Origin of the sequence: Brachybacterium phenoliresistens (assembly GCF_000576425.1) — a bacterium.
In the GTDB taxonomy this organism is placed as follows: domain Bacteria; phylum Actinomycetota; class Actinomycetes; order Actinomycetales; family Dermabacteraceae; genus Brachybacterium; species Brachybacterium phenoliresistens.
In genome coordinates, this window is record NZ_KK069994.1 from 274,473 (window position 1) to 298,622 (window position 24,150).

Consider the following 24,150-nt stretch of genomic DNA (forward strand, 5'->3'; position numbering starts at 1 on the left):
GGGTCGGCCCCCCGGCGGGTGCGGCGCGCAGACGCGTCTCAGACCGCTCGCAGCACCGCCACGACCTTGCCGAGGATCTCGGCGGAGTCGCCGAGGATCGGCGCGAACGACGGGTTGTGCGGCATCAGCCAGACGTGGCCGTCGCGCTGGGCGAAGGTCTTCACGGTCGCCTCGCCGTCGATCATGGCCGCGACGATCTCGCCCTTCTGGGCGACGGGCTGGCTGCGCACCACGACCCAGTCCCCGTCGCAGATCGCGGCGTCGATCATCGACTCCCCGACGACCTGGAGCAGGAAGAGGTCCCCGTCCCCGACGAGCTGCTGAGGGAGGGTGAAGACGTCCTCGACCTGCTCCTGGGCGGTGATCGGCACGCCCGCGGCGATGCGGCCCACCAGGGGGACGGGGACGCCCACGGTGCTCGGCATCGGCTCGCCGGGGGAGAGCTCGGGCTCGCCGCTCTCGTCCGGGAGCACGATCTCCATGGCGCGGGGGCGCTTGGGGTCCCGGCGCAGGAAGCCCTTGCGCTCGAGGACCCCGAGCTGGTGCGCGACGGAGGAGGACGAGGTCAGGCCGACGGCGTCGCCGATCTCCCGCATGGTGGGCGGGTAGCCGTGATCGGCGATCGCGGCGGCGATCTCCTCGAGGATCCGGCGCTGGCGATGGGTGAGGCCCGCCGTCGCGGAGGCGTCCTCCGCCTCCGGGGTGCTGGTGCTGCTCGGCGACATGGCGGGGCCTCCTGGCGTTCGACCGCGGCTTCGGATGTCGGACCCTCCTGGTGGAGTGATCCCACGAACAACAGTAGGCGCTGGAGGCGCTGTCACCAAACATGTGTTCGACATGTTCTTGCGTGTCGCGCCGCGGGGGCCTACAGTCGTACACGTATTCGATCGAACAGGAGTTCGGACATGGCCACGATCCTTTCCCTTCCCACCCGGGATGCCGCCGCCGTCGACGCTACCCCTCGACCGCGTGTTCGACTCGAGCTGACCCGCCGGGGGCGGGTGCTCGTCACCGGGGCCGCCTTCGTCCTCGGCGTGCTCGTCGCCCTCGCGCTGCTCCTCTTCGCCGGCGGCCCCTGGGCCTTCGCCGGTGCGACCGAGCACGGCCCCGTGGTGACGGTCGAGTCCGGGGACACCCTGTGGGCCTATGCCGAGTCCTATGCGCCCGAGGGGGTCGAGCCCCAGGCCTTCGTCGAGGAGGTCCGTCGCCTCAATGGGATGGAGACCCCGCGTCTGACCGCAGGCCAGGAGATCGTCCTGCCGCAGGGGGTCACCGCGCAGAAGTGAGGGCGGCGCGGCGCGCTGCCGGTAGGCTGGACGGGTGCACTGCCCGTTCTGCCGCAATCCTGACTCGCGCGTCGTCGACTCCCGGACCTCTGACGACGGCGCGACCATCCGTCGCCGCCGTCAGTGCACCGCCTGTTCCCGCCGGTTCTCCACCGTGGAGACCGCCTCCCTCTCGGTCGTGAAGCGATCCGGGGTGAGCGAGCCCTTCAGCAGGTCCAAGGTGATCTCCGGGGTGCGCAAGGCCTGCCAGGGCCGGCCGGTCAGCGATGACCAGCTCGCGGTGCTGGCCCAGCGCGTCGAGGACGCGATCCGCCAGCGCGGCCAGGCGGAGATCGAGGCGCACGAGGTGGGCCTCGCGATCCTCCAGCCGCTGCAGGATCTCGACCTGGTGGCCTACCTGCGCTTCGCGAGCGTGTACCAGTCCTTCGAATCGCTGGACGACTTCGAGGCCGCGATCGCGCGGCTGCGCGCCGAGGCGGCCGGGGGTGCATCCGGCGTCTGAGGGGTCCGGATCCGGGAATCGTGCGCGAGCCCGTCCGGTTCATGCATAAGATGTCTGCTGGCGCCTCACGAGGCGCCGACCGGATCGGCGGTCGCGGAGGGGAAGCCGCGGCCGCCGATCCTTCGTCCCGGCCCGGGACGCCCGGGGGGCGGGGCCCTCAGCCCTCCAGGCCGGCCGGCAGCGGTGCCGCATGCACGACGTCCAGCCGCCGCGTCGGGCGGGTCATCGCCACATACAGATCACCGGCCCCGTGCACGCCGTCCGAGACGAGCCGCGCCGGCTCGACCACGACGACGCCGTCGAACTCCAGGCCCTTGGCGTCCTGCGGCGACATCACCGCCACCTCGTCGTCCACGCCCGCGCTTCCCGAGCCCACGCGCGGCAGCCCCTCCTGCGCGCGCAGCGCCGCCACCAGCTCGCTCACCTGATCGGCCTCGACGATCACGGCGATGCGCCCGGTATCGGCCGAGAGCTGGTCGCGCACCGCGCGGACCACCTCGTCGGCGAGCTGCCCCGCCCGCGCAGGGCGCAGCACGGGATCCAGCTCGCCCTCGCGCACGGAGGAGACCGCCGTGACGGGGAGGTCGTGGCGCTCGGCCATGCGCTGGGCGGCATCCATGACCCGTCGCGGGGTGCGGTAGTTGACCGTGAGGTGCTCCACCTGGAGGCGGTCCTCGACATAGGGGGCCAGCACCGCCTCCCAGGAGGAGGTCCCGGCCGCCGAGGAGGTCTGGGCGACGTCCCCGACGACCGTGAAGGACTTGGTCGGGTTGCGGCGCATGAGGGCGCGCCACATCATCGGCGAATGCTCCTGGGCCTCGTCCACCACGATGTGCCCGTAGGTCCAGTCCCGCTCGGACCGCGCCCGTTCGGCCAGCGTGCGGCCGTCGCGCACCCGGGCGACCTGGTCGGCGAGGTCCTCCGCACGGACCATCCCGGAGGTGTCCACGTTCTCCAGGACCTCGCGCGCGTAGCTGACGTCCTGGCTGCGCTTCTCGCGGCGTCGTTCCGCCTCCGCGCGCGAGACCGAGTCGTCCTCGCCCAGGAGCTCGGCGACCTCGTCCAGCAGCGGGACGTCCTCGATGGTCCAGGGGGAGTCCTTGGGGCGCACCAGGTGCTGCAGCATCGCGGGGCGCAGGCTGCGCGGCGCGGCCGCGCGCAGCCGCTCGGGGTGGGCCAGCAGGATCCGCAGGAAGGACTCGGGGGTGTAGGGCATCCAGGCGAGGTTCAGCGCGACGCGCACGTCCCGCTCGGCGCGCAGGTCGGCGAGGATCTGCGGGCGGTCCTCGGGCAGCACTGTCTGCCCGCTCGCCCGCAGCGCCTTCTCGTAGGCGGTGGCCAGGCGGTCCAGGGCGGCGCGCACGAAGACCGCGCGGGCGGCGTTGTGCGGCTTGTGCGAGGCGCGGGCCTCGCGGCGGGCCTCGGCGATGTCCCGGGTCGTGAGCGAGAACCGGGTGCCGTCGATCGTGATCGGCACGTCCTCGTCCGGGACCCGCTGGCGGTTCTTCACGGCGCGCGCGAGCAGCGCCGCCATGTCCGGATGCCCCTTGACCTGCGCGACCTCCGCGGTGTCGTGGAGGGTCGTGCTCACGCCGGGGAACAGCTCGCCCGGGGTCAGCATCACCACGCCCGACTCGCCCAGGCTCGGCAGCACGCGTTCGATGTAGCGCAGGAAGCCGTGCGTGGGCGCCATGATCAGCACGCCCGTGTGCTCGAGCCGGCGACGGTGCGTGTACAGCAGGTAGGCCGCACGGTGCAGGGCGACGGCGGTCTTGCCCGTGCCGGGGCCGCCCTGGACGACCAGCACGCCCCGGTTGGCAGAGCGGATGATGCGATCCTGCTCGCCCTGGATGGTGGCGACGATGTCGCCCATGCGACCGGTGCGCTGCGAGGAGACGGCAGCCAGCAGGGCTCCCTCGCCCTGCAGCACGACGTCCTCGCCCATGGTCAGCACCTCGTGGTCCAGGACGTCGTCCTCGAGGCCGACCACGGTCCGGCCGCGGGTGATGAGGTGGCGGCGCAGCCGCACGTCCAGGCGATCGATGCTGGTCGCCTGGTAGAAGGCGGCCGCCGCGGGGGCGCGCCAGTCCACCAGGAGCTGGTCCCGCTCCGCGGTGAACAGGCTGATGCGGCCGATGTAGTGGCGCAGGCCCTCGTCGGTGTCCAGCCGGCCGAAGACGACGTTGTGGCTCACCGAGCGCAGCAGGGACAGGCGGTCCTCGTACAGGGCCATGAAGGCGTCGCGCTCGGAGCGGTTCTGATGGGTCGAGGCGCTCTGGGATCCCTGGGTCTGCTCGAGGTTCCGTTCGACCTGCTCGATCAGCTCGTCGACGCGGGCGTAGAGCTGGTCCGTGTACGCCTGCTCGGCGGCGATCTGTGCGGTGGTGGCATCCAATGCTGAGGTCCCCCTGAGAGCTGCAGGCCGCGGTCGTGCGTCCGCGCGCGCGAGGGCCGGGACGCCCCGCGCGCGAACACGGTGATCCATTATGGTGGATGCTCCTGGGTGCGTGCGACGCACGCCCCGACCGGCGGAGGAGGTGGACATGCGCGACCCGCGGGATCTGTACTCCTACGCCTCGGCCGATGTCGTGGCGGCGGTGCCGCGCGGCAGGCTGACGCTGGTGCATGCCCTGCCGGGCATGGTCGATGCCGGGAACGCCTGCCGCATCGCCGCGACGTACCTGCGCGATTCCCTGCGGCATGTCCGTCTGGTGACCTTCGAGGCCGATGAGCTCGTGGACTATCGCGGCTCGCGCCCGCAGGCCGTGTTCGACGGCCGGTCCTACGCCTCCGTGGACATCCCCGAGATGGCGCTGTACCTGATGTACGACGAGTCGGATCGTCCCTTCCTGTTCCTGGACGGCCCGGAGCCGGACCTGCAGTGGCAGCGCCTGGCGCAGGCCATCATCGACCTCGTGGAGTTCTTCGAGGTCGATCAGGTCGTGAGCATGGAGGCCTACCCGATGGCCGTCCCGCACACGCGGCCGATCGCCCTCATCGCGCATGCCAACGACGGGTCCCTCTCCTCGGCCGATGCCGAGGGTCAGGAGGAGACGGAGGTGCTGGTCCCGGCGAGCTTCGGCGCTCTGCTCGAGAAGGAGCTGGAGCGGGCCGGCCATCGGGCGATGGGATACGCGGCCCAGATCCCCCACTACCTCACCCGCACCGACTTCCCGGCGGGGGCCCTCGCCCTGCTGCGCCGCGTGAGCGAGGCGGCCGGTCTCGAGCTCCCGCTCGTGGAGCTGGGGGACCTGACCGATGCGGCCTCCTCCGCGCTGGCCGGCACGCTCGAGGGGAACGAGGAGATCGGCGCGGTGGTCTCCGCGCTCGAGGAGCAGTACGACGCGGTCGCCGGGGACGGCTCCGTGCACGGGATCGCCACCACCATGGATCTGCCCACCGCCGACGAGATCGGCGATCACTTCGAGCGGTTCCTCGCGCGCCAGGACGACGATCCGGACCCCGGCCGCTCCCCGTCCTGACCTCCGCGACGCTGCCTGCGGGTTTGTTACGCCTTCGTTATGGCTCAGCCGCTCTCTCGACGTGAAATGAGCCACGATCGTGGGACAATGGTCTCGTTGCAGTGCAGTACGACCAGCAGGACAGTTCCGGTGATGTCGCCCGCGGGTGCAGCACGGGTCTCGCGCCTGATGCGTTCAGCTCGCTTCTCCTGAAGCGGGACATGCTCACGCGACTTCGGGATCGCACCGCGATCGTCGACGGACCAGAAGGAAAGTGAAAGATATGGCGCAGGGCGCGGTCAAGTGGTTCAACGCTGAGAAGGGCTACGGCTTCATCGAGATCGATGGGGGCGGAGCCGACGTCTTCGTGCACCACAGCAAGATCGACATGGATGGATACCGCTCCCTCGAAGAGGGCCAGCGGGTGGAGTTCGAGGTGGCGCAGGGCGACAAGGGCCCGCAGGCCGAGCAGGTCCGCCCCCTCTGAGCATTCGTCCGGCGCGACCGGACAGGAGGGCGGGCAGGAGACCGGGGGTCTCCTGCCCGCCCTCACGCATGTCCGCGCCCGCGCAAATCCGCCCTCGCGGGTCCGCTGCGGAGCCGGTCAGCTCCCGTCGGCAGCGCTGCCGTCGGGAGCTGCTTCGGGCAGGGGGACCTCCACCACCTGCCCGCGATCGGCGAGGCTGCGGACCTCCGCGGGTGGGGACAGGCGCACGGACACGGCGTCCGAGCGCAGCGCCCGATCCACGTCCGCGGGCAGCGGCTCCCCGGAGGCGACCAGCACGCAGTTCCCGCGCCGCTTGCCGCTGAGGTGGGCCGGCTCGGCGATGATCCCGACGTGGGGGAAGACCGTCGAGAGCGTCGCGACCTCGTCGGCGAGGATGCGCGTCCCGGGCGGGGCCGCGCTGTTGGCGAGATAGAGCCCCCCGGGGCGCAGCACCCGACGCGCATGCTCGGCCACGGCCCGTGAGGTGAGCACGAGCGGCGTGACGTTTCCGCTGAACACGTCACGGATCACCAGGTCGAAGCGGGCATCGCGCCAGGAAGTGAGCGCCGTGGTGGCGTCGTCCACCCGGATCCGCACCCGGGGCGAGCGCGGCAGGGAGAACCAGGTGCGCACGTGCTCGGCCAGGAGCGCGTCCTTCTCGACGACCACGTGGCGCGATCGCGGCCATTGGTCCGCGAGCGCCCGCGGCAGCGAGCACCCGCCGCCGCCGAGGTGGGCGACCTCCATCGACTCCCGGTCCGGGCGATCCGCCGCCCAGCGCCGCACGACCAGCTGCATCCAGCGCATGTACTCGAACTCGAGATGCTGGGGATCCGGATGCAACCCCGAGGAGGGGACCCCGTTGACGTACAGGACGACCGAGCCGTCCGTCTCCGTCTCCAGCAGGGCCGTGCCCGTGGAGATGGGGATCGGTCGGCCGACGGGGCCGAGGTCCGGGAACGGGCTCGAGGAGGGGTCCGGGCCGCGGCGGCGCCGCGGGTCGCGCTTGCTCATGCAGCCACTCTAGGGTCCGCCGGCTTCTCCTCCCCACGGCGGCCCGGTCCCCAGCGGACGTCGTCTGTCCGTCCCCCTGCGTAGCGTCAGGGGCATCGAGGCGGTCGGGAGCCGGGACATCGGGTCCGGGCCGCGGCGACGGACCGACGGGGCGCGGCCCCGGCGGTCACGGACCGGAGCAGCGCAGGAGACGGGAGGACGTGATGGCACCGATGACGAACCGAGCGACGACGCCGCGGCAGGCCGCGCCGGCACGGCACGGGCAGGGGGCTCCCACCGGGCGGCCCTCCCGCGCGCTGCAGCTCCTGGACGCCGAGCTCGACATCCTCGATCGGGCGGAGTCGATGCTGCGCGAGGGCGAGGCCCTCGCGCTGACCGACCCCCGCGCCGCGTACGAGCTCGTCCACCGCGCCGCACTGCGTGCGGCCGGGGTGGTGGTCGCGCGCGCCAACCGGGATCGCCGGCGCCGTCTGCCCCTGAACGCCTGGACCGCGCTGGCGAGGATCGGCGGCGAGCATCGTGCCTGGGCCGAGGAGATGGCCGAGCTCGTCGCGGAGCGCGACCGCCTCTCCCGCCGGGAGGACGCGACGCCCGACCCGGTCCTCCTGGCCCGCCACCGCGACCTCACCGCGCGCCGCGTCAGGATGGTCCGGGAGGAGGTCCTCGAGGCCAGCCTGCCGGAGGACCTCTCGACCCTGGGCTCGTGAGGGCCCGGGGTGGGCGCGGCCTCCCGGCATCCGCGCGGATCGTGCTGCCGCCCAAGCCGCCCCGCGCCCTCGCCCCGTGCCGCCGCCTGGGGGCGGGGGCCTCCCGGGTGCGGCCCGACTACGATGGACGCTCCGGATCGAGGGGAGGGCTGCGTGGACGTCGAGGACAGCACGATCCTCCATCTCGACATGGACGCCTTCTTCGCCTCCGTCGAGATCCGTGACGACCCGGGACTGCGGGGCCGCCCCGTCGTCGTGGGCGGCGCGGGCAACCGCGGCGTCGTCGCGGCGGCCAGCTATCCCGCCCGCTCCCGCGGGATCCGCTCGGCCATGCCCATGGTCACCGCCCGCCGCCTCGCCCCGGACCTGGTGGTCGTGCCGCCGCGGATCGACCTGTACCGGCGGATCTCCCGGGAGGTGATGGCGATCCTCGCCTCGGTGACCCCGCAGGTCGAGCAGATCAGCGTCGACGAGGCGTTCCTGGACGTGCGCGGCGCCCGGCGCCTGTTCGGCACGCCCGCGCAGATCGGCGCCCTGCTGCGCGAACGGATCCGCGCGGAGCTCGATCTGCCCAGCAGCGTCGGCGGGTCCGTGTCCCGGGCGGTGGCCAAGATCGCCTCCGCGCACGCCAAGCCGGACGGCCTGCTCATCGTCGCCCCGGAGGAGACGGCGGCCTTCCTCGCCCCGCTGCCGGTGTCCGTGATCTCGGGGGTGGGCCCCAAGGCGGTCCGCTCCCTGGAGCAGCTGGGCGTGCGCACGGTCGGCGAGCTGCGCGACATCCCGGCGACGACCCTGCGCCGTGCGCTCGGTCCGCAGGCGCCGATGGTCTCGCGGATCGCCGCAGGGGAGGACCGGACGGGGCTGGGCCGTCAGGTGCGCGACCGCAGCCTGGGCACGGAGCGCACCTTCGAGGAGGACCTCACCGACCCCGAGGACATCCGCCGACGTCTGACCGCGATGGCGGACGAGGTCGCCCGGTCCCTGCGCCGCGAGGGGCTCGTGGCGCGGACGGTGAGCGTGAAGCTGCGGTCGCCGGACGGCACCACCATCACGCGGGCCGCGACGATGGACCAGCCGACCTCGGTGGGGGAGCGGCTGCGCGAGCACGTCATCGCCCTGTGGACGCGCGAGGCCGCGTCGCTGCCCCGGCTGCGGCTGGCCGGCGTGCGGGCGGAGCATCTGCGGCCGGCGGAGGGCGGCTCGTCCCTCGAGCTCGCGGGCCGCACCACCGGGTGGCAGGACCTCGAGCAGGCGATGGATCGGGCGCTGGACCGCTTCGGCGGGGTGAGCCTGACGCGCGGGTCCGCCCTGAAGGGGACGGCGGCCGAGGAGCCCGCTCCGTCCAGGTCGCTGCCAGGTCTACCGCTCGGTCGGCCCGGCGGGGAGCGTCCGGGCTGATCGGCCCGCTGTCCGCACGGAGTTGCGCACGGAGTTCCCAATCCTCAGGAAGGCGCCGTATCCTGGAGGGGCATATCCGTCGCCGACATCGTTGTTGGACGGGCCCGCCGGGAGCGGCGAAGGCGGCGCCGGGTTGCACAGCCGGAACACGCTGTGTCGTCAGTCAGAAGGGGGCGGGAGCGATGCCGCTGTCGGAACACGAGCAGAAGATGCTCGACGAGATGGAGCGTCAGCTTTTCGCGGACGATCCGCGACTGGCGCGCACCTTCCAGGCCTCGACCCGCCCTCGGCGAAGCCGCCGTCGTCTGGTCCTCGGCCTCGTCGGCGCCGTGCTGGGGCTCGGTGCCCTGGTCCTCGCGGTGCTCCTGCCGGCCATCTGGCTCGGCGTGCTGGGCTTCCTGCTCATGCTCGCCGGCACCCTCTACGCCGTCACGGCACCCCCGGCGGAGCCCGGCTCCGCCCCCGGGGCCGCTCCGGCGACCGGGCAGGGTCCGGACAGGCATCGCGGTGACTTCATGCGTCGCATGGAGGAGCGCTGGGAGAAGCGCGGCGGGGACGACCCTCGGGGTTGACCCGCACGCGCTGACGCACGACGCAGCCCCCGCCGGATCCTGATCCGGCGGGGGCCGCGTCGTGCCGTCCTCCGCAGCGCGATCGGTCCGGGCCGCCCCGCTGGGCCGCCCGGCCGGGCCGCCCCGCTGGGCCGCCCGACGCACCCTCCCGACCACGGCGCGCCCTCCTGACCCCGGCGCATCTTCCTGACCCCGGCGCACCCTCCTGACGCAGCCGCCCGGATCCTTCGGGCGCCCCCTCCACCGCGCCCCCTCGTGGCCCCGCCCCGCAGTCCCTCGTGGACCCGCCCCGCAGTCCTCGCCGCTCCGGGACCTCCGGTCGCGGCCCTCCTCCGGGCGGGCGCGGAGGCGGACGGGACGCCGGAGACCGGGAAGAACGGCTCGGCGCGTCCAGGGTTCTCCCGGATTCCCCACTTCCCTCCCCGCGATCCCTCCACCCCGCTCCACCGCGCCCCCACCGCCCTTCCGCCCCGCGCCCCGAGAACCCGGACGACGCTCTGACCTGCACTTCCAGGATGGCGCCGAGAAATCCGGAGGGAGGGAGCGCGGCTGGCCCGTTCCGCTGCGACGCGCCGGAGCGCCCGATCCGGGCGAATCTCCTCCACCCCGCACCACGCCGTTGACCTGCGTGGATGTGCGCATTGCGGGGAGAATGCGGCCAACCTGGGTGTGGATGTGGGGAGGAGTGGGGTAAAGTGGGGCGCGTAGGGAGGACGGTGGTTCCCGACCCGGATCGAGGGGGTGCGCGATGTTCCTCGGAACGTTCACGCCCAAGCTCGACGAGAAGGGCCGACTGATCTTCCCTGCGAAGTTCCGGGACGACCTCGCCTCGGGTCTGGTCATGACCCGCGGTCAGGAGCACTGCATCGCGGTGTATCCGATCGCCGAGTTCCGCCAGAAGCTGGACGAGGCCCGTCGGGCGCCGACGACCGATCAGCGCACGCGCGACTACCTGCGCGTGCTGCTGTCCGGAGCGGAGGACGTCATCCCGGACAAGCAGGGCCGCATCACCATCCCGGGCCACCTGAGGGCCTACGCAGGACTGGACCGGGAGACCGCGGTGATCGGCGCATTGGACCGTCTCGAGGTCTGGTCCCTCCCGGCCTGGGAGACCTACCTCGAGCAGAAGGAGGAGGGCTTCGCCCAGACCGCCGAGGAGGTGGTCCCGGGCCTGTTCTGACGGCACTCCGTCTCGTGAGATCCCTCGTCGCTCCCGCCCCGACGCAACTTCCCCGGTGGCGGGTCGGGAGCGAGGAGGGATCCCGCCGGACGGCCCCGCAGAACTCCGGGACCCATACCTGCACGCACGATCTGGACGACTCGGCCACGCACACCGGGACACGCAACGGGAGGAGAGCCTGTGGACACGACGACCACGCCCGCGGACGACCGCCACCTTCCCGTCCTCCTGCGGACCTGCGTCGACCTGCTCACCCCGGCTCTCTCCCACGACGGCGCCGTCTACGTCGACGGCACCCTGGGCATGGCCGGCCACGCCCTGGCCGTGCTGGACGCCGCGCCGCTGGCGCGCCTGGTGGGCATCGACCGCGATGCCCAGGCCCTCGAGCTCGCCCGGGAGCGCCTCACCCGCGCCGGCCATGGGGACCGCATCACCCTGGTCCACGCCACCTACGACGAGATCCCGGAGGTCCTCGCGGACCTCGGCATCGCCGCCGCGGACGGCGTGATGATGGACCTCGGGCTCAGCAGCTTCCAGATCGACACCCGCGAGCGCGGCTTCTCCTATGCGCAGGACGCCCCGCTGGACATGCGGATGGACACCGACTCCGACGGCCCCACCGCCGCCGATCTCCTGCGCGAGCTTCCCGAGCAGGAGATCGCCCGGCTCCTGAAGGACTACGGCGACGAGCGGTTCGCCCGGCGCATCGCCCAGCGGATCGTCGCGCAGCGCGAGCAGGCGCCCCTGACGCGCAGCGGCGAGCTGGTGACGCTGCTGGAGTCGGCCATCCCGGCGGCCACGCGCGCCGGCGGCGGGCACCCGGCCAAGCGGACGTTCCAGGCGCTGCGCATCGCCGTGAACGAGGAGCTCGAGATCCTCACCCGCGCGCTCGAGGGAGCCCTGACCTCCCTCGCCGTCGGCGGCCGGCTGGTCGTCGAGTCGTACCACTCGGGGGAGGACCGTCTGGTGAAGACGGCCCTGACCCGGGCAACCCGTTCCACGGCCCCGCCCGGCCTGCCGGTCGAGCTGGAGGAGCACCGCCCCCGCTTCGAGAACCTCGTCCGCGGCGCGCTGCGCGCCGATGACGAGGAGATCGCCCGCAATGCCCGCTCCGCCTCGGTGCGGCTGCGGGCCGTCGTCCGGTCCCGACCGGACATCTGACGCCCCCTCCGCCGCCACCGACCACGCACCATCCGTCAGGAAGCCCGCACATGGCACGCACCACCGCCCTCCGCGCCACCGCCCCCGACACCCTCGCCCCCGCGGCGCGCCCGCGCCTCGCGGTCGTGGCCCGCCCCGATCCGGGGCGCAGCTCGGTGCCGTTCGCGGTCCTGTGCACCCTGATCGTCGTCACGGCGCTGGCGGCGGTGCTGATCCTGAACATCCAGATGTCCGATCAGAGCTACCAGATCACGCGCCTGCAGAACCAGTCGCAGCGCCTGACGGAGCAGCAGCAGGCCCTCGCCGAGCAGAACGAGCGGCTGGGCACGCCGCAGGAGCTCGAGAAGAGGGCCAAGGAGCTGGGCATGGTGCCGGTCACCGAGCCCAGCTACATCGACCTGGCCACCGGCACCGTCATCGGCCAGGGCGAGGAGGGCAGCAGCGAGGAGGGAGCTGCCGCCTCCGAGACGAGCACGGAGCTGACCCCGGCGATCGTCCCGCCGGCACGGATCTACGACCAGACCCCGGACTACCACGGAATGGGCAACGAGGGAGCCTGAGATGGCACAGCGCGGAACGACGCCGGAGCGCCGCAGGAAGAGCTCGAGCGGCCGAGGCCGCGGGTCGGGAGCCGGGTCCGCCCCGCGCCGCGGGGACGGTGCGGGCCCGCGCGGGCGGCGCCCGCGCGGCCGTCGCGGGGCCGGTCTGGTCCCGACGGCGAAGGTCGGGACCCCGGCCGTGCGCCACCGCTTCCTCGTGGCGATGATGCTGGTGGCCGTGATGGCGCTCTCGGGGCGCCTCATCTGGGTGCAGGGGCTGGACGCCAGCGCCCGCGCCCAGGAGGCCGTCAAGGCGCGCACCACGGAGCGGACCATCGGCGCGCTGCGCGGCGAGATCACCGACCGCGACGGCGAGGTCCTCGCCAGCAGCGTGGAGCGCTACGACCTGTGGGTGAACCAGAAGCAGGTGGTGGAGTACCTCGCGAAGGACAAGGACGCCGAGGTGAAGGGCGTCAAGGCCGCCGCACAGCAGCTCGCCCCGCTGCTGGGCTGGTCGGTCGCCGACACCGAGAAGACCCTCACGGGCGATCGCGGGTTCCTCTACCTCGACAAGAACGTGGAGCCCGCCGTGCGGGACGCGGTGATCTCGCTGAAGATCCCCGGCATCGGCTCGGACCGGGTCTCCGACCGGATCTATCCGGCGGGCCCCGTCGGCGGGAACATCCTGGGCTTCGTCGGCTCCGAGGGGGACCCCCTCGCCGGCGTCGAGTACTCCTACGACGACTACCTCAGCGGCTCCGACGGCTCGATCACCTACGAGCGCGGCGCGGGCGGGCAGATCATCCCCACCGGCCAGACCAAGACCACCCCGGCCGTGGACGGCCAGGACGTCGTGCTGACCATCGACCGCGACCTGCAGTGGAAGGCGCAGCAGATCGTCGCCGCGGCGGTCCAGGAGAAGGGCGGCACCAGCGGGAGCGCGGTCGTCTACAACGCGCGCACCGGGGAGGTCTATGCCCTGGCGGACTACCCGACCTACGACCCGAACGCCCCCGGGGCCGACGACTACCTGGGCAACCACTCGATCTCCGACGTCTTCGCCCCGGGCTCCACCGGCAAGCTGTTCACCATGGCGGCCGCCCTCGAGGAGGGCACGGTCACGCCCGAGTCGGAGTACGTGGTGCCCTACGAGAAGTACTTCGACGGCCACCGCATCAAGGACTCCCACTACCACGAGGAGCAGCACCTGACCCTCGCGGGGGTCCTGAAGAACAGCTCGAACGTGGGCACGGTCCAGATCTCCGAGACCCTGGACCCGCAGACCCGCTACGACTACCTGCGCAAGTTCGGGCTGGGCGAGAAGACCGGCGTGGACCTGCCGGGCGAGTCCGCCGGCATCCTCCATCCGGCCGAGGACTGGAAGGGCCGCGACCGGTACACGACCTCGTTCGGCCAGGCCTACTCCGTCACGGCGCTGCAGATGGTCGCCGCGGTCGGCACCTTCGCCAACGACGGCGTGCGCGTCGAGCCGACCCTGGTCTCCGGTGTGCGCGAGGACGACGGCAGCATCCGCAGCCTCGGCCAGCCCGAGCAGACCCGCGTCGTCTCCTCCGAGACCGCGAACACGATGGTCGAGCTCATGGACAACGCGGCGGACGACGAGACGAGCGCCGCCGCCGTGAAGAACTACGCCGTGGCCGGGAAGACCGGGACGGCGCAGGTGGGCGACGGCACCTACACCGCGTCCTTCATCGGCTTCGCCCCGGCCGACGACCCCGAGCTCGTCATCGGCGTGTTCGTCTACGGGCTGCCGACCTTCATCTCCGGAGCGCGCGCCGCGGCGCCGGCGTTCAGCCAGCTGATGGAGTATGCCCTGCAGAACCAGGGCATCGCGCCGACCGGCGTGGCCCCGCGCACCCTGAAGAACGAATGGTGACCCGTCGATGACAGCTCACGCCTCGCCAGAGCCCCCGCGCCCGCGCGAGACGGCTCCGCTCCCGGTGGCCGATCTCGCCGGGCGCATCGGCGCCCGCCTCCAGGGGCCCGCGCCCCGCGCGCCGATCACCGGGATCACGCTGGACTCCCGGTCGGTGCGTCCCGGGGACCTCTGGGCGGCCCTTCCGGGAGCCCGCGCCCACGGCGCCGACTTCGCCGACCAGGCGGCCTCCCGCGGCGCGGCCTGCGCCCTGACCGATGCGCAGGGCGCGCAGCGCTGCGCGGACGCGGGTCTCCCGGCGCTGGTGATCCAGGACCCGCGGGCGGCGACCGCGCAGGCGGCCGCCGCCGTGTACGGGGAGCCCGCCGAGCGCCTGGCCACCCTCGCGGTCACCGGGACCAACGGCAAGACCTCCGTGACCACCATGGCGCACCGCACCCTGCTGGCCCTGGGCCGCAGCAGCGGGGTGATCGGCACCAGCGGCACGAGCTTCGTCGGGGACGACGGCACCGAGCACGCCGTCGCCACCGTCCGGACCACCCCCGAGGCCCCCGAGGTCCACGGCATCCTGGCGCGCATGGTCGAGCAGGGGGTCGGCTCCTGCGCGATGGAGGTCTCCAGCCACGCCCTGGTCCTGCACCGCGCCGACGGGGTGGTGTTCGACGTCGCCTGCTTCACCAACCTCAGCCAGGACCACCTGGACTTCCACGGCGACATGGAGTCCTACTTCCAGGCCAAGGCGCAGCTGTTCACCCCCGCGCACGCCCGTCGGGGGATCGTCTGCGTGGACGACGCATGGGGCCGCCGCCTCGCCGCGCAGGCGAGCATCCCGGTGACCACCTACACGACCCGCGAGGACGTTCCCGCCGATGCCCGGGTGCGCGATCTGCGCGCCGACGGATTCGGCAGCCGCTTCCTGCTCGAGCGGGACGGCGCGTCGCCGGACGTCCCCCTGCGCTCCCCGCTGCCGGGCCGCCACTACGTCGCCAACACCGTCGCCGTGGTGCTGATGCTCGAAACCATCGGCGTGCACGGCGAGGCCGTGCACCGCGCGCTCGCCGCCGAGGGCACCGTCCCCGGGCGCATGGAGCTCGTGGCCGAGTCGCCGGTGCGCGGGATCGTCGACTTCTCGCATACGCCGGATGCCCTCGAGCAGGCGCTCGTCTCGCTGCGATCCGTCGCCGGCTCCGGGCGCGTGATCGCCGTGATCGGTGCGGGCGGGGACCGCGACCGCAGCAAGCGCCCCCTGATGGGGGAGGTCGCCGCGCGGCTCGCCGACGTGGTCGTCGTCACGGACGACAACCCGCGCAGCGAGGATCCCGCGGAGATCCGTCGCGCGCTGCTCGCCGGCGTGCCCGATGCGGCATCGGCCCAGGTCCACGAGGTGGCCGGGCGCGCCGAGGGCATCGCCCTGGCCGTCGGCATCGCCGATGTGGGGGACACCATCCTCGTCGCGGGCAAGGGGGCGGAGACCGGTCAGGACATCGGCGGTATCGTCCATCCGTTCGATGATCGTGAGGTCCTGCGCGCATCCCTGACCGGGAGCACGAGGACCGGGACGGAGACGCTGGGATGCTGACTGCCGACGCGGCGGAGATCGCCCGCATCACCGGGGGGACCCTGATCGGAGGGGCCGCCGGTACCGAGACCGTGACCGGGCGCGCCCGCATCGACTCCCGGGCCGTCGAGGCCGGCGACCTGTTCGCCGCCTTCGCGGGTGAGCACGTGGACGGGCACCGCTTCGCGGAGGCCGCGCACGCGGCAGGCGCCGCGCTGGCCCTGGTGAGCGAGGACGTCCCGGTCCCCGCCGTCCGCGTCGACGACGTCGAGGCGGCGCTGAGCGAGCTCGCCCGCGTCCAGCTCGCGCGCGCCCGCGAGCTCGCCCCCGAGCTGCGCGTGATCGCCGTGACCGGCAGCGCCGGGAAGACGGGCACCAAGGACCTCATCGGCCGCCTCCTGGAGCCGCTGGGCCCCACCGTCGCCCCCGCCGGGAGCCCGAACAACGAGCTGGGCCTGCCGCTGACCGTGCTCTCCCTGGACTCCCGGACCCGCTTCCTGGTGCTCGAGATGGGGGCGCGCGGGGTCGGGCACATCGCCCACCTCACGCGCATCGCCCCGCCGGACGTGTCCCTCGTGCTCAACGTGGGCACCGCCCACCTGGGCGAGTTCGGGTCGGTCGAGGCGATCGCCCGGGCCAAGGGCGAGATCGTCGAGGCGCTCCCCCCGCACGGCCGCGCCGTGCTCGCCGCGGAGGACACCCGCGTGGCCGAGATGGCCTCGCGGACCAGCGCCCCCGTCATCACCTGGGGACTGGACCTGGGCGATCTGCGCGCCCGCGACATCCGCCTGGACGAGCTGGCCCGCCCCGCCTTCACCCTCGAGCTGCAGCGCGACCTGGAGCGGGCCGACGGCACGATCGTCCCCGCCGGGACGGCACCGGTGAGCATGCGCATGCTCGGCGAGCACCAGATCCTCAACGCGCTGGCCGCCGCCGCGGCCGCGCTCATGGCCGGGGCCGATCTCGCCGGGGCCGCCGCGGTGCTCAGCACCGCCGAGCCGCTCTCCGGCCAGCGCATGGAGACGGGCAGCGCCGGGGGAGTGCTCGTGGTCAACGACGCGTACAACGCCAACCCCGACTCCATGCGGCTCGCGCTGAAGACCCTCGCGCATCTCGGCCGCGGCCATCGGACCATCGCGGTGCTCGGCGAGATGCGCGAGCTCGGCGCGGACTCCATCCGTCTGCACGACGAGATCGGGCGCCTGGCCGTGCGGCTGAACGTCTCCCGCCTGATCGTGGTCGGCGCGGGCGCCGCACCCATCCACCAGGGGGCCTGCCTCGAGGGCAGCTTCGGCGGGGAGTCGGAGTATGTCGCGACGCTCGACGAGGCCATGGCTGTGCTAGAACGAGAGGTGCGCGACGGCGACGTGGTCCTGCTGAAGTCCTCCCGTGACGCGGGCCTGCGGACCCTCGGCCCGCGCCTGCTGGACCATCTGCACCAGGTCGCCTCCGACGGCGCGACCCGAGCCACCGGCGAACGCCCCGACCAAGGAGACACCCCGGCATGATCGCGATCATCATCGCGGGAATCGGAAGCTTCGTGCTCTCCATCCTCGGCACCCCGCAGTACATCAAGCTGCTGGTGCGCCGCAGCTACGGGCAGTTCGTCCGCGACGACGGCCCGACCTCGCACTCGACGAAGCGCGGCACCCCCACCATGGGCGGCGTCGCGATCATCCTCGCGACGGTGCTGGGGTACCTCATCTCCCACGCGGTCACCCAGACCTGGCCGTCGGTCTCGGTGCTGCTGGTGCTGTTCCTCATGGTCGGCCTGGGCTTCGTCGGCTTCCTCGACGACTACCTGAAGATCTCCAAGCAGCGCAGCCTGGGCCTGCGCCCCCGGGCCAAGCTCATCGGCCAGTTCCTGGTGGCGACCGTCTTCGCGGTCCTGGCGCTGCTGTTCCCCGACAGCCACGGGAACACGCCCGCCTCCACGCAGATCTCCTTCGTGCGCGACATCCCCTGGCTCGACCTCGCCTTCGGCGGCACCGTGGTCGGCTTCATCCTGTTCGCGATCTGGGCGAACTTCCTCGTGGCCGCCTGGTCCAACGGCGTGAACCTCACCGACGGCCTGGACGGCCTGGCCAGCGGCGCGACCATCCTGTTCGCCGCCGCCTACCTGCTGATCTCCTTCTGGCAGTGGCGCCAGGGCTGCGCGGAGGGACTGGACCTGGCCGCCGGCGCCCCCCACTGCTACACGGCCCGCGACCCGCTGGACACCGCCGTGGTCTGCTCCGCGATCATCGGGGCCTGCGTCGGCTTCCTGTGGTGGAACACCTCGCCCGCGAAGATCTTCATGGGCGACACCGGCTCCCTCGCCCTCGGCGGCGCCCTCGCGGGCCTGACCATCGTCTCGCGCACGGAGATCGTCGGCGCGATCATCGGCGGGCTGTTCGTGGCCATCTCCCTCTCCGTGATCATCCAGGTGGTCAGCTTCAAGACGACCGGCAAGCGGGTGTTCCGCATGGCGCCGCTGCAGCACCACTTCGAGCTGCTGGGGTGGAACGAGGTCACCATCGTCGTGCGCTTCTGGATCGTCGCGGGCCTGCTCGCCGCGGTCGGGCTGGGCCTGTTCTACCTCGAGGCCCTCCCCAGGCTGAGCTCATGACCGCCTCTCCCGAGCCCGAGATGGCCGCGTCCCGTCGCGCCGGGAACGACCCCCGCAGGGCGGAGGACCGCCCCTGGCCGGGGATGGACGTGTCCGGACTGCACATCCTCGTCACCGGCTTCGGCGTCTCCGGCTACGCCGTGGCCGACCAGACCCTCCAGCGCGGCGCCCGCGTCACCGTCGTGGACGCCGCGGACACCGAGCGCGCCCGCGAGCAGGCCCGCATCCTCGAGGTGTTCGGCCTGCGCGCCCTGCTCGGACCCGAGCACACCCGGGCGCTGCCCGCGGGCGACCCCGTGGACCTCGTGGTCACCTCTCCCGGATGGCGCCCCGACCAGCCCCTGCTGGCGCAGGCCGCGGCCGACGGCGTGCCGATCTGGAGCGAGGTCGAGCTGGCCCGCCGCATGCAGCCCGCCGACGGCCCCGCCTGGCTGGGCGTGACCGGCACCAACGGCAAGACCACCACGGTCACCATGCTCGAGTCGATCCTGCAGGCCGCCGGCCTGCGCGCGGTCGCCTGCGGGAACGTGGGCCTGCCGGTGATCGAGGCCGCCCTGGATCCCGAGGGCTTCGACGTCCTCGCCGTCGAGCTGTCCAGCTTCCAGCTGCACTGGACGCAGCACCTGCAGTGCGAATCCGCCGTGGTGCTGAACCTCAGCGAGGACCACCTGGACTGGCACGGGTCGTTCGCCGCGTACGCGGCCGCGAAGGGCCGCATCTACGAGGGCGTGCGCACCGCCTGCGTCTACGCGACCGCGGACGAGACGACCCGAGATCTCGTCGAGGAGGCCGATGTCCAGGAGGGCGCGCGCGCCGTCGGCATCGGCCTGGGCAGCCCCGGCCTCTCGGAGCTCGGCGTGGTCGAGGGCATGCTCGTGGACCGCGCCTTCATCGAGGACCGCCGCACCCGCGCCGCGGAGCTCGGCACTCTCGCGGACCTCGCCCATCTGGGGCCGCAGGGCGCGCCGCCGCACATCGTGCTGGACGCCCTCGCGGCCGCCGCGCTCGCCCGGGCCCACGGCGTCCCCCAGGAGGCCGTCCGCGACGGCCTGCGGAGCTACCGCGCCGGCGCCCATCGCGCGGAGGTCGTGGCCACCGGCGGCGGGACGGTCTACGTGGACGACTCCAAGGCCACCAACCCCGATGCCGCACGCGCCTCCCTCGTCTCCGCGGAGCGGATCGTCTGGATCGCCGGCGGGCTGACCAAGGGGGCCGACGTCGACTCCCTGGTGGAGGCCGTCTCCGGGCGTCTGACCGGCGTGGTGCTGATCGGCGAGGACGATGCGCCCTTCCGCGACGCCCTGGCCCGACACGCCCCCGCCCTCCCGCTCGAGCGCCCCGATCCGGGGCACACTGGCGACGCGGAGGGCCGCGCGGAGTACATGCGCCGCGTCGTCCGCGCCGCCCGCTCGCTCGCGGGGGACGGGGACGTGGTGCTGCTGGCGCCGGCCGCCGCCTCGATGGACCAGTTCGCGAACTACGCGGAGCGCGGCGACCTGTTCGCCGCCGCCGCGCGGGAGATCGCCCATGCGGACGGCTGAGTCCGCCCGGACCGCTGCGGCCAAGGAGGCACGGTGACGACCCAGGAGACCCGCAAGCGCTCCACCGCGGTCGTGCGACCGGACGAGGAGCGCCCCCTCGGGGACATCGGCGCCCGCGTCCGCGCCGGCGTCGCCGCCTGGACGAGGTCGCCGGCGCTGGACTTCTATGCGCTCATCGCCATCGGGACGATCCTGGTGTGCCTGGGGCTGGTCATGGTGCTCTCGAGCTCGGCCGTCATCAACATCGCCAAGGGGGAGTCGGGCTACGCCGGGCTCTTCCGGCAGGGACGCTTCGCCCTGATCGGCCTGGCCGGGCTGCTGGTCGCCGCGATCCTGCCGCCGAGCTGGTACAAGCGCCTGGCCTGGCCGGCCCTGATGCTGGGGGTGCTGCTCCAGCTGCTGGTGTTCAGCCCGCTCGGCTGGGAGGTCTACGGAAACCGCAACTGGATCGTCGTCGGCGGGCAGACCCTGCAGCCCTCCGAGATGCTGAAGCTCGCCCTCGCCGTCTGGCTCGGCGCGCTGCTGGCCGTGAAGCGCCCCCTGCTGAGCCGGCCCTTCCACCTGATCGTCCCGCTGGTGCCCGTGGTCATGCTGTCCCTCGGCCTCGTGGTCCTGGGCCACGACCTCGGCACCATGCTGGTGATGGCCATGCTGGTGGCCGGCTCCATGTGGGTCGCGGGCGTGCCGCGGCGCTGGTTCGCCCTCGTCGCCGGCGTCGGCACGATCGGCGTGATCGCCCTGACGGTCACCAGCGCCAACCGCATGCGTCGCATCTCGAGCTGGCTCCACGGCACCTGCGAGGGAGCCACCTGCGACCAGTCGAACATCGGCCTGCAGGCCCTGGCCGAGGGCGGCTGGTGGGGCAAGGGCCTCGGCCAGTCCGCGCAGAAGTGGGGCCGCCTGCCCGCCGCGCAGGACGACTTCATCTTCGCGATCATCGGCGAGGAGCTGGGCCTGATCGGCACGCTCAGCGTGGTCGCCGTGTTCGCCCTCCTGGCCCTGGTGCTGTTCCGCATGATCACCCGCATCGACGACGCCTTCGTCCAGATCACCATCGGCGGCATCAGCGCCTGGCTCCTCGGACAGGCCCTGGTGAACATGATGGTGGTCACCGGGCTGCTGCCCGTGCTCGGCGTGCCGCTGCCGTTCATCTCCTCCGGCGGCTCCGCCCTGGTGGCCTCGATGATGGCGCTGGGGATCCTGCTGTCCTTCGCCCGGCACGAGCCCGGGGCGAAGGAGGCGATCTCGGCCCGGATCGGCTCCGTGCGCACCTCGCTGACGGTCATGCCCGCCTCGCAGTCCGAGCGCTCCGCGCGGCCCCGCCGCCCCTCCGCGCTGTCCCGCCTGCTCGCCCGGCTGCCCGGGCGAGGCCGTTCCGGGAGCCCGGCGGGCGCTGCCGCGCACCGCACCCGCGCGGGCCGCTCCGCGACGCCGCGCCCGACGAAGTCCACATCCCGCTCAGCGGGATCCGCCGCGGCGCCGAGATCCTCGCGCCGCACCTCGCGCCGTTCGGGAGGACGCCGATGACCGCACCCCGCATCCTGCTCGCCGGAGGAGGGAGCGCGGGGCACGTCTCCCCGCTGCTCGCCGTCGCGGACCGCATCCGCCGCAGCGAGCCCGAGGCGGAGATCCTCGTCCTCGGCACCGCCGACGGGCTCGAGGCCGATCTCGTGCCCGAGGCCGGCTTCGAGCTGATCACCATCCCCAAGGTGCCCTTCCCCCGCCGGCCGGACCTGGACGCGCTGCGCTTCCCGATGCGCTTCGGCGGCACCATCGGCGCGGTGCGCCGCCTGCTGCGGGAACGGCGCATCGAGGCGGTGGCCGGCTTCGGCGGCTACGTCTGCCCGCCGGCCTACCTCGCGGCCGCCGCCGCAGGGATCCCGCTGATCGTCCACGAGGCCAACCGTCGCCCGGGCCTGGCGAACCGGCTCGGCGCCCGCCGCGCCGCGGCGGTCCTCACCGCCTTCGACGCCACCCCTCTGCCCGGAGCCCGCCGCATCGGCATGCCGATGCGGCCCGGCATCGCGCACCTGGACCGGGAGGAGCGCCGCGCGGATGCCGTGCGCTCCTTCGGGCTCGATCCCTCGCGTCCCGTGCTGCTGGTGACCGGCGGCTCGCTGGGAGCGCAGCGGATCAACGAGACCGTGCACGCCTCCCGCACCGCCCTGCTGGACGCCGGCGTGCAGGTGCTGCACGTGACCGGGAAGGGCAAGGCCGATCTCGCCGAGGAGGAGGGCTACCGGGTCCTCGAGTACGTCAAGGCCATGGAGGACGCCTACGCCGCCGCGGACCTCGCCATCACGCGCTCCGGCGCCGGGACCGTGTGCGAGGTGACCGCCGTGGGTCTGCCCGCGGTGTTCGTCCCGCTGCCGATCGGCAACGGCGAGCAGGCCCTGAACGGCCAGGACGTCGTCTCCGCCGGCGGCGCGCTGATGGTCCCGGACGCCGAGATGACCCCGGGCGTCGTCACCGGGACGGTGCTGCCGCTGCTGCGCGATGCCGACCGCCTCGCCGAGATGTCCGAGCGCTCGCGCGGATTCGGGATCGCCGACGCCGCCGAGCAGATGGCCGCGATCGTGATCGGCGCCGCACGGGGAGCCTGAGCGTCCCCGCTGCGCCCGAGCGATACCGTTTCTGCCATGACCGAACCCGCGCCCGCCCCCGCCGATGCCCCCGCGCCGCAGGTGCGCACCATCCTCCGTCCCGGTGACGTGATCACCCGCGATGACTGGCCCGCGGCCGCGGAGCAGGACGTCCGCAGCATCCACGTGGTGCGCATCGGCGGGGCCGGGATGTCCGCGGTGGCGCGCCTGGCCCTCGAGGCCGGGCTGCGGGTCAGCGGCTCCGACTCCCAGGACGGCCAGTTCATCGGCCCCCTGCAGGAGGCCGGCGCGCGCATCGTGATCGGCTTCCGCGCCGAGACCCTCGCCCCGGACACCGACCTGGTCGTCGTCTCCACCGCGGTGCGTCCCGACAATCCCGAGGTGATCGCCGCCCGCGAGCGGCAGATCCCCGTCATCCATCGTGCCGCCGCCCTCGAGGGCCTGCTCGGCCGGCGCCCCCTGATCGCCGTCGCCGGGACCCACGGCAAGACCAGCACGACGGCCATGGCCACCCTCGCCCTGCGCGGGGCCGGGCACGACCCCGCCTGGGCCCTCGGCGCCGCGGTCCCCGACCTCGGCCGCAACGCCGGCTTCGGCGCGGACCCGGCCGCCGGACGGACGGACCGGCCGGCGCCGGCCGTGGTCGAGGCCGACGAGTCCGACGGCTCCTTCCTCGCCTTCCGTCCCCGCGTGCTCGTGGTCACCAACCTCGAGCCCGATCACCTCGACTTCCACGGCACGCCGGCGAACCTCACCGCGGCCTTCGACGCGGTCGCCGCGCGCATCGCCCCGGGCGGCACCCTGGTGGTGTGCGCCGATGACCCCGGCGCCGCGGCGCTCGGTGCGCGGGTGCGCGCGGCCGGGGGCGCGGTGGCGACCTACGGCGCCGCCGAGCAGGCCGACTGGCGCCTGGTCTCCGAGCAGAGCACCACCGCGGGAGCCCGCGCCCGCGTCGCGGCCCCCGGCGGGGAGCTGGCGCTCGACCTCGCGGTCGCCGGTCACCACAACGTCCTCAACGCCCTCGGGGCGATCGCCGCCGCCGCCCTCGCGGATCCGCAGGCCGCCCTCGACGACCTCGCCGCCGGTCTCGCCGCCTTCCGCGGGGCCGCGCGCCGCTTCGACCTGCGCGGCACGGAGGCCGGCGTGGCCGTGTACGACGACTACGCCCATCATCCGCGCGAGGTCGAGGCCACCGTCCAGGCGGCCCGCGGGATCGTGGACGCCGCCGGCCGCGGCGGCCGGGTCCTGGTCGTCTTCCAGCCCCACCTGTACTCCCGCACCCGGGACTTCGCCGCGGAGTTCGCGGGTGCTGCCCGTCTACGGCGCGCGCGAGGACCCCGACCCCACCGTCACGGCCGGCACCATCACCGGGCACGGCACGCGCGGGCACCTGGTCGAGGTCGCGGACCGTGCCGGGATCGGCGCCCTCGTGGCCGCCGAGGCCCGGGACGGGGACGTCGTGCTCCTGCTCGGCGCCGGCGACATCGTCGAGGACACCCCGGGAGTGCTCGCGGCGCTGCGCGGCACCCCGGAGACGGCGGCGTGAGCTCCCGCAGGCCGCCCCGCAGGCCCGGAGCCCCGCGCCGCGCCGAGCCGCCGGTGCGCCGCGCCGAGCCCGCGCGCCGCACGGAGCCGA

At 73.6% G+C, this 24,150-nt stretch carries 21 protein-coding genes; 18 read left to right on the forward strand and 3 right to left on the reverse strand.

All coding sequences use genetic code 11. The features are described 5' to 3' along the window. Positions 1-38 precede the first annotated feature (38 nt). Positions 39-725 (reverse strand): transcriptional repressor LexA, encoded by a 687-nt coding sequence (lexA, locus tag BF93_RS10655; protein WP_038372501.1) that lies wholly within the window; start codon positions 723-725, stop codon positions 39-41. Positions 726-905: 180 nt separating this feature from the next. On the opposite strand from lexA, the gene BF93_RS10660 reads away from it, so the two are divergent. Together BF93_RS10660 and nrdR are read left to right on the forward strand one after the other, a co-directional pair. Next, a complete protein-coding gene (locus tag BF93_RS10660) occupies positions 906-1,286 on the forward strand; it encodes a LysM peptidoglycan-binding domain-containing protein (protein WP_038372503.1) in 381 nt (126 codons plus the stop codon). 34 nt (positions 1,287-1,320) lie between these two features. Beyond that, positions 1,321-1,788, forward strand: a complete 468-nt coding sequence (gene nrdR / locus BF93_RS10665) for a transcriptional regulator NrdR (protein ID WP_038372504.1) — start codon at positions 1,321-1,323, stop codon at positions 1,786-1,788. Between the two features lie 157 nt (positions 1,789-1,945). Here the strand turns inward: nrdR and BF93_RS10670 are convergent, their stop codons facing one another. Beyond that, positions 1,946-4,183, reverse strand: a complete 2,238-nt coding sequence (locus BF93_RS10670; RefSeq protein WP_038372505.1) for a HelD family protein — start codon at positions 4,181-4,183, stop codon at positions 1,946-1,948. Between the two features lie 148 nt (positions 4,184-4,331). On the opposite strand from BF93_RS10670, the gene BF93_RS10675 reads away from it, so the two are divergent. After that, entirely contained in the window at positions 4,332-5,270 is a 939-nt protein-coding gene (locus BF93_RS10675) for a proteasome assembly chaperone family protein (protein ID WP_038372506.1), read from the forward strand. A gap of 262 nt (positions 5,271-5,532) precedes the next feature. Then, the gene (locus BF93_RS10680) at positions 5,533-5,736 is read left to right on the forward strand and encodes a cold-shock protein (protein WP_038372508.1); all 204 of its coding nucleotides are present in this window, start codon (positions 5,533-5,535) and stop codon (positions 5,734-5,736) included. A gap of 117 nt (positions 5,737-5,853) precedes the next feature. Here the strand turns inward: BF93_RS10680 and BF93_RS10685 are convergent, their stop codons facing one another. Further along, positions 5,854-6,750, reverse strand: a complete 897-nt coding sequence (locus BF93_RS10685) for a spermidine synthase (protein WP_051486832.1) — start codon at positions 6,748-6,750, stop codon at positions 5,854-5,856. A gap of 212 nt (positions 6,751-6,962) precedes the next feature. Between BF93_RS10685 and BF93_RS10690 the strand changes: the two genes are divergently transcribed. The 14 genes from BF93_RS10690 to murC form a co-directional block, all read left to right on the forward strand. Next, positions 6,963-7,457 carry an SAV_6107 family HEPN domain-containing protein gene (locus BF93_RS10690; protein WP_051486833.1) on the forward strand — a complete coding sequence of 165 codons (495 nt, stop codon included), beginning with the start codon at positions 6,963-6,965 and terminating at the stop codon, positions 7,455-7,457. 153 nt (positions 7,458-7,610) lie between these two features. Beyond that, positions 7,611-8,855 carry a DNA polymerase IV gene (gene dinB, locus BF93_RS10695; protein WP_232226324.1) on the forward strand — a complete coding sequence of 415 codons (1,245 nt, stop codon included), beginning with the start codon at positions 7,611-7,613 and terminating at the stop codon, positions 8,853-8,855. Positions 8,856-9,037: 182 nt separating this feature from the next. After that, entirely contained in the window at positions 9,038-9,427 is a 390-nt protein-coding gene (locus BF93_RS10700; protein ID WP_038372511.1) for a DUF3040 domain-containing protein, read from the forward strand. Positions 9,428-10,175: 748 nt separating this feature from the next. Next, entirely contained in the window at positions 10,176-10,607 is a 432-nt protein-coding gene (gene mraZ, locus BF93_RS10705) for a division/cell wall cluster transcriptional repressor MraZ (RefSeq protein WP_038372513.1), read from the forward strand. Positions 10,608-10,787: 180 nt separating this feature from the next. Next, entirely contained in the window at positions 10,788-11,768 is a 981-nt protein-coding gene (rsmH, locus tag BF93_RS10710) for a 16S rRNA (cytosine(1402)-N(4))-methyltransferase RsmH (protein ID WP_038372514.1), read from the forward strand. A 50-nt stretch (positions 11,769-11,818) separates the two neighbouring features. Further along, a complete protein-coding gene (gene ftsL, locus BF93_RS10715; protein ID WP_038372515.1) occupies positions 11,819-12,328 on the forward strand; it encodes a cell division protein FtsL in 510 nt (169 codons plus the stop codon). A 178-nt stretch (positions 12,329-12,506) separates the two neighbouring features. Beyond that, positions 12,507-14,204, forward strand: a complete 1,698-nt coding sequence (locus tag BF93_RS10720) for a peptidoglycan D,D-transpeptidase FtsI family protein (RefSeq protein WP_232226326.1) — start codon at positions 12,507-12,509, stop codon at positions 14,202-14,204. A gap of 7 nt (positions 14,205-14,211) precedes the next feature. Further along, positions 14,212-15,783 carry a UDP-N-acetylmuramoyl-L-alanyl-D-glutamate--2,6-diaminopimelate ligase gene (locus tag BF93_RS10725; RefSeq protein WP_051486835.1) on the forward strand — a complete coding sequence of 524 codons (1,572 nt, stop codon included), beginning with the start codon at positions 14,212-14,214 and terminating at the stop codon, positions 15,781-15,783. Continuing rightward, positions 15,777-17,270 (forward strand): UDP-N-acetylmuramoyl-tripeptide--D-alanyl-D-alanine ligase, encoded by a 1,494-nt coding sequence (locus BF93_RS10730; RefSeq protein WP_038372516.1) that lies wholly within the window; start codon positions 15,777-15,779, stop codon positions 17,268-17,270. Before BF93_RS10725 ends, BF93_RS10730 begins: the two co-directional genes overlap by 7 nt. After that, positions 17,267-18,370, forward strand: a complete 1,104-nt coding sequence (mraY, locus tag BF93_RS10735; protein WP_038372517.1) for a phospho-N-acetylmuramoyl-pentapeptide-transferase — start codon at positions 17,267-17,269, stop codon at positions 18,368-18,370. Before BF93_RS10730 ends, mraY begins: the two co-directional genes overlap by 4 nt. Positions 18,371-18,390: 20 nt before the next feature. After that, on the forward strand, positions 18,391-19,911 hold the full coding sequence (gene murD / locus BF93_RS10740) for a UDP-N-acetylmuramoyl-L-alanine--D-glutamate ligase (protein ID WP_038372619.1): 1,521 nt from the start codon (positions 18,391-18,393) through the stop codon (positions 19,909-19,911). Positions 19,912-19,944: 33 nt separating this feature from the next. Continuing rightward, positions 19,945-21,438 (forward strand): peptidoglycan glycosyltransferase FtsW, encoded by a 1,494-nt coding sequence (locus BF93_RS10745; protein WP_084148459.1) that lies wholly within the window; start codon positions 19,945-19,947, stop codon positions 21,436-21,438. Further along, positions 21,435-22,514 carry an undecaprenyldiphospho-muramoylpentapeptide beta-N-acetylglucosaminyltransferase gene (gene murG / locus BF93_RS10750; protein ID WP_038372519.1) on the forward strand — a complete coding sequence of 360 codons (1,080 nt, stop codon included), beginning with the start codon at positions 21,435-21,437 and terminating at the stop codon, positions 22,512-22,514. Before BF93_RS10745 ends, murG begins: the two co-directional genes overlap by 4 nt. Positions 22,515-22,550: 36 nt before the next feature. Next, a partial coding sequence (gene murC / locus BF93_RS10755; protein WP_332248916.1) for a UDP-N-acetylmuramate--L-alanine ligase occupies positions 22,551-24,150 on the forward strand: 1,600 nt, incomplete at its 3' end.